Origin of the sequence: Kiloniella sp., from assembly GCF_965205715.1 — a bacterium.
In the GTDB taxonomy this organism is placed as follows: Bacteria; Pseudomonadota; Alphaproteobacteria; order Kiloniellales; family Kiloniellaceae; genus Kiloniella.
This window is the reverse complement of the sequence record NZ_CBDBHW010000014.1, coordinates 2,230,922-2,242,500: the sequence shown is the minus strand read 5'-3', so window position 1 is coordinate 2,242,500 and position 11,579 is coordinate 2,230,922. Positions and strand designations below refer to the sequence as shown.

Below are 11,579 nucleotides of genomic sequence, written 5' to 3'. Positions count from 1 at the left end.
CGCTTGAAGTTAAAAGTGGCCAGAGTTTTTCCGCCCAGCAGGTTTGATGCGTTGAGATGGCGTTGAATGCGTCGCGTGTCCCTTTCGGCCAATTCATATTCGGCCAAAACGGCAAGGAACCTGGCTGCTGACCAGCCCTCCTTGTCGGATTGGATTGCGATATCTTGCCAGTGTTTGTGAAAGCTGGGTAATCGTAAGTCAGTTAGCATAAGAGGCAGCTTGTGCTGATCCACTTCAATGTTTGTCATGCCCGATCCTCCAACAGAGTATCAAAGACTGATAATGAAGGTTGAACCACGGGAATATCAGGAGGTAAATCCGTGTTCTTTTTTGTGATATTCAGCTTAAGTTTTTTTGCGCAAGGTAGCCTTCCTGCATTGATTTCTCTCGAAATCAGGTGCGCGACTTCGGCCTCACAAGCCTCTTCGTGCGCAAGGAAAAGTATCCCAACCATCTGACGACACGCATCTCTGCGGGACAACTTTTTCTGAAACAATGTCCAGGCCAGGGAGTACTCGGTTCTTGGAAAAATACTGTCACGATAAATAGAATTGGCGAGTGCCTGAGGTTTACGTTTGAGAGCATGAATGACGTGATGATAATTGATAACATGAATGCGGGGGCCTTTGCCGTGCCCCCGCTCACGAGAATGGCTGACGACATGAGTGCTGCCTAGATAGGCTTCTATCCGGTTATCGTAAATATGGACACGCAAGCGTTGACCAATTAGGCGAGAAGGGGCGCTATAAAAAACCTGCTTAACTAAAAAACCACTTGTTTTGGTAACTCTCGACACGACTTCAGTGTAATCTGTTGTTCGCCGAGGAGGTAACGCCTTGAGAGATTTCAACTCTGTTTGGATATCTTGGTCACGATGTTTGTTCCGTCTAGCAATCAGCTCGTCCAAAAATCGCCGATACTCATCCAAAGTGTCAAAGTCATTACTGCCACGCAAAATCAGGGCCTGCTTTATCGCAGTCTTAAGGTGACCGTGGTGAGATTCAATGGCACCGTTCTCGTGTGATTCCCCTCTGTTATTTCGACTGGCCTCCATACCGTAGTGCTCAACAAAAGCAGAATAACGTTTGGTAATGTCCTCCTTTTCCTCAACGCTCAAATTCCGAAAGGCCGCAGACAGGCTGTCGGTCCGGTGGTTTTCAGGAGCGCCCCCCAAGGACCAAAGCGCATTTTGTAAGTTCTCCGCAAGGGCTGTAAAACTCTCACCGCCAAGTACGACCCCAACATGTTCCCATCGGCTATATACCAGAACAAAATGGCTCTTCTCCGCTTTGTTGAGTAGAAAAAGATGCCGACCGCCAAGTAACCTGTTGATATGTATGGTTTCTGATAACTTTACATAGAGCAGGTATATGACAATCAACATCTCGCAGCATATTTTAGGCCTCAAAGGGCAACGTGTAAATGAAATTAAACTGGATGACGGCGGTGTTAAGATTGTCATTCACTGCAGCCGAGACGCGCGTAGGAGGGCTATAGACCCTGCTACAGGCCAGAAGGGAAGCATCAACCAGCATGTCCGCCGACAAGTAAACGACATCCCCCTTTTTGGGTATCCTTGTGTGGTCGAGATTGAGCTGGCGCAGGTTTATATTAACAAGGGCGAACGCCGCATTGAGGGGTGTGATTTTGTTGATAAAGGGTGCCGTTTCACTCACCGATTTTGCCGACTGATCAGTGGATTATGTCGGCATATGTCTATTCAAGCGGTTTCCAGACATTTGGATATACGATGGGAAACGGTCAAGAATATCGACAGGGCATACCTTATTGAAACTCTCCCTACGCTTGATCCTGCAGAGCTAACTGGCTTGGAATATATTGGTGTAGATGAAGTTGCCCGGGCGAAAGGTCATGACTACATGACGGTGGTCTACGATATGGTTGGCGGTCATCTGATCTGGGTTGAAGCAGGCCGAACTGCCGAGGTTTTTTCAAGGTTTTTGAAACAACTGCAACCAGATACAGCCTGCAAAATAAAGGCCGTAGCGATGGATATGGGGCCTGCCTACCAAAAGGCTGTCAGAGAGTCCTTGCCGTTGGCCGACATAGTATTTGACCGTTTCCACGTCATGAAAAACTACAGCAAAGCTATCCATAATCAGCGTCGACTTGAGTTCAGAAAGGCCGATCCAAGTGGTAAAGAGTTGATGAAAGGGACACATTATCTGTTGCTCAAAAATGCGGATAAGTTGAGTGAAAAACAAAGTGACAAGCTGCAAAGGTTGCTGGAGAGCAATAGCAACCTGAATGCACTTTACGTCTTGAAAGAACAGCTTCAGCTGCTGTGGAGTGCCGCTTCATTTGAGGCGATGGCGGAGCAACTGGAACGTTGGTGCCTGATAGCAGATCAGTCACAGATGCTCTATCTAAAAAAGTTCGCGAAATCCCTACGGAAACATTGTGTGGGCATCTGCAACTACGCCAAACACAAGCTCACAAGCGCCAGGATAGAGGCTGGTAATGTCAGTATAGGAATGATCCGTAAGCGAGCCAGAGGCATCAAGGATACCGAATACTTCAAACTCAAAATTAGACAATCATCCATTCCAGATAATCAATCTATGCTCTATTTGAAATCCTAAATCTACTCAACAAAGCGGAGAAGTGCCAACAAAATGATAGAGCCGATGCACCAAAGGATCTCCTGCAATGGTAATACTTAAGTCGGCTGCATCCGTGAAATCTGATTGGCCCATGTAACCCGGCTCAGGTGTTTGCCTGAAAATGATATCCTTTTCAGGGCCATTCAGAGCCCGCCATCCCCGAACTCGGCGCTCTAACGTGCGCTTGACACGGTCATCGGGAAAACGGAGCGGATAGAGGCTCTGTATGTGGCGCAACAAAGTAATGGGTTTGACCGAGTTGTCTTTATCCAAAATGGGAAGGATGTCCTTATCCCAGATATCTTCAAGCGGATCAGAAACTGTTCGCCCTCGCTTTATATTGCGTTGTGACGGTAAAGTCGCATCAACGTCAAATCGGCGGGCCGTGCGTTCGCTAAACCCTGCGCGGGCAGCGGCGGTTCGTTGACCATGAGTTTTTCTATCTGTCATGTAAAGTCTCAGTTGTTCATCTGTGATAAATTTATACGGCAAACAGGTTCCTCCAATTACATCTAGAGGTTCCTAATTTATCAACTCACAGCAGCTTGTAACTAACACCAAATTAAGCCTTGGCCGGTGGATCTGATTATCAAACGGGCACGCCCTTTTTAATGATCAGATCCACCGGCCAAGGTGGTTGTCGCAACCGGCCAAGGTTATTGTCGCTGAACAAGCCCCTCAGCTTGTATAAGCTGAGGGGCTTTTTGTGTCTATATATCTCTAACGTGACGTTAAGCGGTGGTTTTAACAAAGGTTAAACTGAAAACGAGCTTTCTGGTGACATAAGGTTGTCAGTAGCCCTATGCAATAACCTAGGAATTACAATTACCCAAATTGAGAGAGTATCATGGGCCTGCACGTTGAAACTACGGTTAGAATAAACTCCACAGCAGAAAAAGTATGGGAAATATTGGATGATTTTGGTGGTGTGAAGAAATTTAGTTTTGGATTAGAAAAATCACCAATAATAGGTGAAAAGAGCACCGGGTTAGGAGCTAAAAGGCTTTGTGTATTCCATGATAAAACCAGTGTTCAGGAAGAAATTATTGAATATGAAGAGAATAAAAGTTTCAAAGTTGTTCTAACCGAATTCTCAATGCCAATGAAAACTATGTTTGCTGGGTTTCAGGTTGAAAAGCTTAACGAAAAAAGCTGCAAGGTTACAATGTATATGGACTTTGTTGTAAAATTTGGGCCACTAGGTGCATTAATGGGATTAGTGGCGATGCGCCCGGTAATGAAAAGTGTTCAGAAAAAAATGCTTTCCGGCTTAGCTTATTATGCCCTTACTGGGAAAACTATTGGAAGTGTATTGCCAAAAAAAGAAGAGTTGGCTCAAGCTCTTGCAATATAGCTGGAGCTACATTATCCGAAATTTTTGCCCTATTTTCGTTTTGCTAGACAGTGGAGATCGCTTTTATCTTAGAGGGTATAATTAGGTAGAATATTACCTGGCTAACTTTAAATCTTTCAACACTTTCTGAGTTAAATGTGAAACCGCAACCATTAAAAGCCCCCACTGCAAAAGCGGTGAGGGCTTTGGGGCGTTTAGTGGTTATACGGGTAGTTTTAATATAAAATGCTTTGGCCTAAGTTTGATATGGCTTGAAAAACTTAATTAAGGAGGATCTATCTGCAGGTGCCTTGGCTATGAAGCTGAGCTTCCATGGTATCAAAAGATTTAGGCCAGAAGTCTGCCAGAAAGCCTGCAGCCTCCTGTTCAGAAGCTTCTGAACGATGGCTGGCGGCATCATGAGCCTGACCGATGGTATAACGTAGGTCCGTGCCGTTTTCGCCAAACTTTAAATAATAGGTTTCAGGCATGCTTATGCCTTCCCGGGCAGGGTCGCTGATGCGGGTCGAAAAATATTCGAAGGGTTCCCAGTCAGTGACCCAATAACGAAAATCCGCGGCTTCGTGGGCACAGTGATAGGCTGATCCTGTGCCGATGCGGCCTTCAAGGTTTTCTACAGTGACGAAGCGCATACTGTCCATCCAGCGCTGTTTCGCTTCCGGGGCGGTCAAAGCTTCCCAGACCACTGCCAGTGGCAGGTCAAAATGACGACGATAGGTAAATATCCCGTCAGTTTCCTTCAGGAAATGGTGCTCCTGGCTTGCGCGAAATTTTTCCCAGGCCTTGGCGAGATCATAAACCTGCATGGAAACCTCACCGAAGTGTTCGAAAGGCTGAGAGAAAGGCACCAGGGCTGTCTCTATCCCCATTGCCTCCACAGCAGCGCTAGTGAAGAGGGCGTAGCTTCGTACGCCGGTTGTTTCGCATACGGTTGTTTTGGCCATGCGGTGAAGCAAGATGACATCTGAACCGGAAAGATCCTTTACAGGGCCGATTTCCATTTCCTCGAAGTTGCCGTGATGGGCCATGATCTTCAGATCCAGAAGGCCGACGTTGGCACAGGCACGGCAAGGGCAGGTGGTGTTGGCGATGATGTTCTGTCGACAGGTGGCAAAGGCGTTGTATAGATTTTCGCAGATTGAGAGAAAGGTATCGCCGGAGGGATAATGCCCCTGTGTAGAGTAAGCGAGAACGGCATCGCCTTCCATTTTCCAGAAAACAAGGGGTTCAACCACCTGCTCGACCAATGAGCTCAACAAGGAGCGCAAGATGGGATTGGCGTGGTCTTGCTCAGAGGTGGTAAGGAACTGTGTGTAGCCGGAGATATCTGCCATCAGGAGGTACCCATTATACGTCGCCATAAGAAAACTCCATGAAGTTAATCAATGAAAAACTTTAATGACGAGCTCAAAGCACCTTGGGGCTACTTTATCATAAAACTTGTTGCTGTCCTATAGGGCTGCTTATGTCTGTATGCATTAACAGTGTCTTCGATAGTGTAAATGGTAAAGAGCCCCGTAAGTTTCATTGTTTAAGTGCCCGGAAACCAATACTTCCCCATTAATGAAGCCAGTGGGGAATATCTAGGCCTCTGGTCGTTGATTATCCAACCACGATATTTTGACTATTTTATAGAGAATAATGATTTCCGGAAATTTAACGTCTTGCTGATATTTTAATGTAAGCCTTTGAAGAGTGGTGCGTATCTATGACGGTTATTCGGTTAATACGGTTTAGAGTGATGGTATGGGTCTTGGGGTTTTCCATGCTATTGACATTTAACTCGTCGCATTCACAAGAAGTTTGTAATGATACGCTGGAAGTTGCCTTACCAAATATTCCACCCTATTCGATTTATACAAATGATTCTGGCTTTGGCGGACAGGATGTCGCTCTTCTGAAAAAGGTGTCTGAGATCTCAGGCTGTAAATTTATTTTTACCCGTTTACCCTGGAAGAGGGGACTAAAGCTATTACAACAAGAAAAAATTGACGTCATTATCATGGCTTCCTGGAGAAAGAAACGAACCGTGTTTGGTCAATACACGAGACCTTACCGCTGGGAAACTCAGCTGATTTCTGTTCGGAATAATTTAATCCGGTAAACCCCCGGCTATGCCGGGGGACTCTCAATGGTTTGACCGTTCCCACGGTCTTACATTTCTTTGTTTATTGACCAAAATAACAAAGGAATTAGCCGATGAGAGATTACAAAAGCCTTGCACATACGAGATGGGATTGTAAATACCACGTGGTTTTCATCCCTAAACGCAGGCAAAAAGTTATCTATGGCAACCTACGTCAGTATCTTGGTGAAATTTTCCATGAACTGGCCGGGCATCGCGAAAGTAAGATTGAGGAGGGCCATTTGATGCCGGATCACATTCACATGTGTATCAGCATACCGCCCAAACATGCTGTTTCAAAAGTCGTTGGATACCTAAAAGGAAAAAGCGCGATTGCCATAGCTCGAAAATTCAAAAATAAAGCACGGAATTTCAAGGGTGAAAATTTTTGGGCCCGTGGATATTTCGTCTCAACTGTAGGGCTCGATGAACAGATGGTGAGGGAGTATATCAGAACGCAAGAAGAGCGTGATAAGTACTTTGACCAAATGGATATATTCAATCCATAACCGCTTTAGCGGTTCCCAATTTGCCCCTTTAAGGGGCTCACCCGCTTAAGCCCCCGGCTTTGCCGGGGGTCATTTAACTTTCCTGCGATTGATCAGCTCACATCTATGATGTCGTTGGTTGACGAGGGGGTTCTTATTGGCAGTGTGCGGGGGACTTATCACGGAGAAGAATTTAGTGAGGTTTTCGAGACGGGGCCGGGACAAAAACTTGTCCGGGATATTACCGATTACAATCAGGCTATAACCTTGATACGCCACAACAGAATAGACGGAATTGTCAGTGATACCGGGGTTCTCAGGTATCTATCAAAGATTGCTGGATACAACGATTACGTTTTTCTTAAATTTCCGGTTTTTCGAAACAAGGTGCATTTCCTGTTAAGTAAGTCAGTCAAGAAAACGACACTTACCGCTTTGAACAGGGCAATTGAGAAAACCATGAAGAGCGAAGATTATGGTAACATTTATGGACCTGAGAATGTTATCGATTTAACCGAAGAAACAATCGTGAACTGATTGTATAATCGATAAATAGAATCCTGCTCCTTCCCTAAAGTGACCCGTAAAAATTGCGGGAAAAAGCCTAGATGAACGAGTCACCAAAATATTACTTTTGTATTAGGCGTTTTTTTTGGACAATGGTCCGCCTTGAATTGATAAATGTGATAAAAAAAACAAAGGGAATTTTAAAATGTCACTCAGAATTAACGACCAAGCTCCAAATTTTACAGCAGAAACAACAGATGGCCCGATCAATTTCCATGATTGGCTCGGTGATGGTTGGGGAATTATATTTTCGCACCCTAAAGATTTCACGCCAGTTTGCACAACTGAGTTAGGCTACGTGGCTAAATTGAAACCCGAGTTTGAAAAACGGAATTGTAAGGTTATTGGTCTTAGTATTGATCCCGTTGATAACCACGCTGGCTGGGCCAACGATATCGAAGAAACACAAGGTCATAAAGTCAACTTCCCGATGATCGCTGATACTGATCTTAAAGTATCTCTGCTCTACAATATGTTCCCGGCAGACGAAGATACTGGCAAGGAAAACAGAACAGCAATGACCAACGCCACAGTGCGTACAGTGTTTATCATTGGGCCAGATAAGAACATCAAATTGATGATGAGTTACCCAATGACAACTGGTCGTAATTTCGATGAAATTATGCGTGTCCTTGAATCCATGCAGCTCACTGCTGAGCATAAGGTTGCCACTCCCGTCAATTGGAAAGACGGCGACGATGTCATTATCGTTCCGGCTGTGACTGACGAGATGGCAAAAGAAAAATATCCTGATGGTTGGAAAACATTGAAGCCTTATTTACGCTACGTGAAGCAGCCAGGATAAGTGGCAGGATACATTTTTTCGAGGATAGGCATAACTAGGTAGCCCAACAGATGTTAGATGGGCTCTATTTTGTTCCTTTACTAAAATCTCGATAATTGTGTGCCCCACAACCAATAAAAAAGCCTCTCAGCTTCTATAAGTTGAGAGGCTTTTTTGTGTTTAAGGCCAGGACTTTCAATTTAGGTAATCTCGTATTGGAATGATCAAGAAACCTGAGTTTAAAAAAATGCCCGCTTTGAATTACTGATTCGTTTAAAATCGGTGCTACTAATCTCAATTCCTTAAGCACTCTTAGGAAAAGTTTGTGCGATCCAGTCTATGAAATTTCGAACATTTTTCTTTTTGTATTTTACGTGTGAGCATACCGCGCAATAGGCGTGCCCTAAGGGGATCGATTGATTAAAGGGAGTTATGAGATGGCCCGCAGATATATCTTCTACCGTCAATAATTGTTGCCCAAGAATAAAGCCGGCGTTTGCCAGGGCAAGATCAACGGCCAAGGCAGACATGTCGACCCGGTGCCCCCGCCCGTGAATTGGAATATGTTCTGACCCTACGCTGGCAAACCAATCCGCCCAGGTAGGGTGAGAGGTAAAGCTTGGCGGCCAGTTGACATGGATAAGATGTTCATCTGCGAGAGTAAGTGGATTGTCGATATCTATGGTATGGCGATTAAGGAAAGTCGGCGTACACATAGGCTGGACGGTATCTTCAAATAAAACTTGTGTCCGCAGTTCACTATAAAGGTTTTTACCGTAACTAATGCGAACATCGATATTATTGCGTTCAAAATCTACGGGATCGTTCTCTACCCGGATGTCGAGGTAAGTTGCGGGATCAAGCGCAAAGTATTCTCTCAGAACCCGGTTTAGCCACTTGTTGGCGAGCGAAGGTAAGACGCTGATGACAAGTCTGCTGCGGACTTCCTTTTCATAGATCCGCGCGGTCATCTTTTCCAACCGTTCCAGAGCCTCGGTACTATCGGCATAAACCTTGACGCCATCGTCGGTCAGGGTGAGGGAATTATTCTGACGGCTAAAGAGTAGCTTGCCGAAATATGTTTCTAAATTTTTGACCTGCTGGCTAATCGCAGCCGGGGTTACACCAAGCTCTTGCGCAGCAGCAACGTAGCCACCGTAACGGGCTGCGGCCTCAAAGGCGCGAATTGCGTTGAGAGGGGGGAGTTTCCGGCTGATGAGATTGTATTCCTTATTTAGATCGTGAATAAGATTATCTAAGTCAGGATAAGAATTATTGCCATTGATGAAAAGATAAATTGTACGTAATAAATTTTCAAAACAATTCATAGTGACGAGGAAATGGCGATGTACCAACTATTGGATTTAGCGAAATATCCGATCGACAATCTTGATTCTGCAGAAGGAAAAAAACTCGTTGCAGATTGTCAGGCCAAGTTGGCCAGTGAAGGTATTTTCAGCCTTGAGGGGTTTGTCCTACCTGAAGCTCTGATCGAATGTGTGGCTGAAATGAAGCCGCTCATTGATGAAGTATCCTATGCGCACAAAAGAAAACACAATATCTACTTCAAAGATAAGCTGGAGAACATTACTGAGGACCATCCCGCTTTACAGAAATTTGAAACGATTAATCACACGGTATGTGCGGATCAAATGCCGAGTAGTCTGGTTTGCCGTTTATATGAGTGGCAGCCCTTTATCGATTTTCTTGCCGCAGTAATGGGTAAAGATGTTCTCTACCGAATGGAAGACCCCCTGGCCCGGGCTAATGTGATGGCTTATCGCCATGGCGAAGCACTGAACTGGCATTTTGATCGGTCGGAATTTACCACGACGGTAATTTTACAATCGCCGAAAGAAGGGGGTGCTTTCCAGTATCGTAACAACCTGCGCACGGATAATGATCCGAATTACGACGGGGTTGCGAACCTGTTGAACGGGGATGATCCGGATATACAAACATTGATGATTGAAGCGGGCACATTGAACGTCTTCAAGGGTGTATATACCGCCCATCGTGTTACGCCGGTCGAAGGGCCAACCGAGCGTATTGTCAGTGTGTATTCATATTACGAAGAACCCAATGTGATGTTCAGTGATAAAGAGCGCCTTGGTTTTTATGGTAGAACGGCATGAACTATTTCCCAATGGGCGACCAAAAACGCGCGTTTCTTAACGCCGAAGGTGCCGATAAACCGTTAAAAAGTCCTGTGCCACACGAAACCTTGCTTAAAGCACGGAGGTATAGGATTTCCCGTATTCGCGAATTACTGGTTGAAAATGAGTGTGGGGCGATCCTGCTCTATGATCCGGTGAATATTCGCTATGCTTTCGATTGTTCCAACATGCAGTTTTGGACCGCGCATAACCCCATTCGCTACGCTCTGATTTTTGCCGATGGGCCCGGCATTATGTTCGAGTTTAAGTCTTGCGAACATCTGAATGAAGGGCTTGAAGGGATCGACGAAGTCCGTGTTGCCAAGGGCTGGATGTTTATGGGCGCTGGTGACCGGGTTTCCGAATATGTCGGGAATTGGGCCGATGAAATTGCTGATCTGATACAACAGTATGGTGGTGGAAACAAACGTCTCGCCATTGACCGCATGGAACCAGAAGGCGTTTTCGCCCTTCAAGAGCGGGGTTCTGTCATTGTTGAAGGTGGTCAAATAACGGAGCGGGCAAGGTCGATTAAATCACCAGAAGAAATCGAGTTGATGCGCTGGACGATCCGGGTTTGCGAAGCAGGCATGGCGCGGATCTTTGAACATTCATACCCGGGTGTCACCGAGCAGGAATTGTGGGCACATCTGCATTTTGAAAATGCGAGGTCTGGTGGTGATTGGCTGGAAACCAAACTTCTGACCTGTGGCTCCAATACCAACCCCTGGTACAAAGAGTGCTCTGACCGTCCGTGCCAAGCAGGGGAGATGATCTCGTTTGATACCGATATGATAGGACCTTATGGCTATTGTGCAGATTTGTCCCGGGCTTGGACCTGTGGACACACGCCTATGAACGATAAGCAAATGGAGCTCTATTCGGCAGCTTTGGATCAGATAAATCATAATTTAATCCGGTAAACCCCCGGCTATGCCGGGGGACTCTCAATGGTTTGACCGTTCCCACGGTCTTACATTTCTTTGTTTATTGACCAAAATAACAAAGGAATTAGCCGATGAGAGATTACAAAAGCCTTGCACATACGAGATGGGATTGTAAATACCACGTGGTTTTCATCCCTAAACGCAGGAAAAAAGTTATCTATGGCAACCTACGTCAGTATCTTGGTGAAATTTTCCATGAACTGGCCGGGCATCGCGAAAGTAAGATTGAGGAGGGCCATTTGATGCCGGATCACATTCACATGTGTATCAGCATACCGCCCAAACATGCTGTTTCAAAAGTCGTTGGATACCTAAAAGGAAAAAGCGCGATTGCCATAGCTCGAAAATTCAAAAATAAAGCACGGAATTTCAAGGGTGAAAATTTTTGGGCCCGTGGATATTTCGTCTCAACTGTAGGGCTCGATGAACAGATGGTGAGGGAGTATATCAGAACGCAAGAAGAGCGTGATAAGTACTTTGACCAAATGGATATATTCAATCCATAACCGCTTTAGCGGTTCCCAATTTGCCCCT

Annotated in this window: 14 protein-coding genes (1 of these 14 cut by a window edge); 9 read left to right on the top strand and 5 right to left on the bottom strand. The window is 45.5% G+C overall.

Annotated elements, in window-relative coordinates:
* On the bottom strand, window positions 1–248 hold the 5' portion of the coding sequence (istB, locus tag ACOGW3_RS27870) for an IS21-like element helper ATPase IstB (protein WP_419901088.1). 565 nt of this gene lie to the left of the window's left edge; the window shows 248 of its 813 coding nt (coding positions 1–248); its start codon is at window positions 246–248; its stop codon lies beyond the left edge, outside the window.
* Window positions 245–1,384: a Mu transposase domain-containing protein gene (locus tag ACOGW3_RS27865; RefSeq protein ID WP_419905901.1), complete on the bottom strand. Its 1,140-nt coding sequence runs from the start codon at window positions 1,382–1,384 to the stop codon at window positions 245–247. Before ACOGW3_RS27865 ends, istB begins: the two co-directional genes overlap by 4 nt.
* Between ACOGW3_RS27865 and ACOGW3_RS27860 the strand changes: the two genes are divergently transcribed.
* Window positions 1,371–2,603: an ISL3 family transposase gene (locus ACOGW3_RS27860; RefSeq protein ID WP_419901077.1), complete on the top strand. Its 1,233-nt coding sequence runs from the start codon at window positions 1,371–1,373 to the stop codon at window positions 2,601–2,603. The genes ACOGW3_RS27865 and ACOGW3_RS27860 overlap by 14 nt on opposite strands.
* 6 nt (window positions 2,604–2,609) lie before the next feature.
* Here the strand turns inward: ACOGW3_RS27860 and ACOGW3_RS27855 are convergent, their stop codons facing one another.
* Window positions 2,610–3,116: a hypothetical protein gene (locus ACOGW3_RS27855; RefSeq protein WP_419905900.1), complete on the bottom strand. Its 507-nt coding sequence runs from the start codon at window positions 3,114–3,116 to the stop codon at window positions 2,610–2,612.
* A gap of 355 nt (window positions 3,117–3,471) precedes the next feature.
* Here ACOGW3_RS27855 and ACOGW3_RS27850 point away from each other — a divergent pair, with 355 nt between their 5' ends.
* Window positions 3,472–3,978 carry an SRPBCC family protein gene (locus ACOGW3_RS27850; protein ID WP_419905899.1) on the top strand — a complete coding sequence of 169 codons (507 nt, stop codon included), beginning with the start codon at window positions 3,472–3,474 and terminating at the stop codon, window positions 3,976–3,978.
* Between the two features lie 275 nt (window positions 3,979–4,253).
* Here ACOGW3_RS27850 and ACOGW3_RS27845 read toward each other — a convergent pair whose 3' ends face one another.
* Window positions 4,254–5,339 carry a DUF2652 domain-containing protein gene (locus ACOGW3_RS27845; RefSeq protein ID WP_419905898.1) on the bottom strand — a complete coding sequence of 362 codons (1,086 nt, stop codon included), beginning with the start codon at window positions 5,337–5,339 and terminating at the stop codon, window positions 4,254–4,256.
* A 404-nt stretch (window positions 5,340–5,743) separates the two neighbouring features.
* Between ACOGW3_RS27845 and ACOGW3_RS27840 the strand changes: the two genes are divergently transcribed.
* From ACOGW3_RS27840 to ACOGW3_RS27825, 4 genes are all read left to right on the top strand, one after another.
* Complete coding sequence (locus ACOGW3_RS27840) at window positions 5,744–6,082, top strand: transporter substrate-binding domain-containing protein (RefSeq protein ID WP_419905897.1); 339 nt, start codon at window positions 5,744–5,746, stop codon at window positions 6,080–6,082.
* 95 nt (window positions 6,083–6,177) lie between these two features.
* On the top strand, window positions 6,178–6,612 hold the full coding sequence (gene tnpA / locus ACOGW3_RS27835) for an IS200/IS605 family transposase (protein WP_419901154.1): 435 nt from the start codon (window positions 6,178–6,180) through the stop codon (window positions 6,610–6,612).
* Window positions 6,613–6,717: 105 nt separating this feature from the next.
* Window positions 6,718–7,128 carry a substrate-binding periplasmic protein gene (locus ACOGW3_RS27830; protein WP_419905896.1) on the top strand — a complete coding sequence of 137 codons (411 nt, stop codon included), beginning with the start codon at window positions 6,718–6,720 and terminating at the stop codon, window positions 7,126–7,128.
* A 175-nt stretch (window positions 7,129–7,303) separates the two neighbouring features.
* A complete protein-coding gene (locus ACOGW3_RS27825) occupies window positions 7,304–7,963 on the top strand; it encodes a peroxiredoxin (RefSeq protein ID WP_419905895.1) in 660 nt (219 codons plus the stop codon).
* A 281-nt stretch (window positions 7,964–8,244) separates the two neighbouring features.
* Here the strand turns inward: ACOGW3_RS27825 and ACOGW3_RS27820 are convergent, their stop codons facing one another.
* Window positions 8,245–9,270 (bottom strand): LysR substrate-binding domain-containing protein, encoded by a 1,026-nt coding sequence (locus ACOGW3_RS27820; protein ID WP_419905894.1) that lies wholly within the window; start codon window positions 9,268–9,270, stop codon window positions 8,245–8,247.
* Between the two features lie 18 nt (window positions 9,271–9,288).
* Here ACOGW3_RS27820 and ACOGW3_RS27815 point away from each other — a divergent pair, with 18 nt between their 5' ends.
* From ACOGW3_RS27815 to tnpA (ACOGW3_RS27805), 3 genes are all read left to right on the top strand, one after another.
* The gene (locus ACOGW3_RS27815; RefSeq protein ID WP_419905893.1) at window positions 9,289–10,077 is read left to right on the top strand and encodes a HalD/BesD family halogenase; all 789 of its coding nucleotides are present in this window, start codon (window positions 9,289–9,291) and stop codon (window positions 10,075–10,077) included.
* On the top strand, window positions 10,074–11,021 hold the full coding sequence (locus tag ACOGW3_RS27810; RefSeq protein WP_419905892.1) for a M24 family metallopeptidase: 948 nt from the start codon (window positions 10,074–10,076) through the stop codon (window positions 11,019–11,021). Before ACOGW3_RS27815 ends, ACOGW3_RS27810 begins: the two co-directional genes overlap by 4 nt.
* Window positions 11,022–11,116: 95 nt before the next feature.
* A complete protein-coding gene (gene tnpA / locus ACOGW3_RS27805) occupies window positions 11,117–11,551 on the top strand; it encodes an IS200/IS605 family transposase (protein ID WP_419901075.1) in 435 nt (144 codons plus the stop codon).
* The last annotated feature ends 28 nt before the right edge of the window (window positions 11,552–11,579 follow it).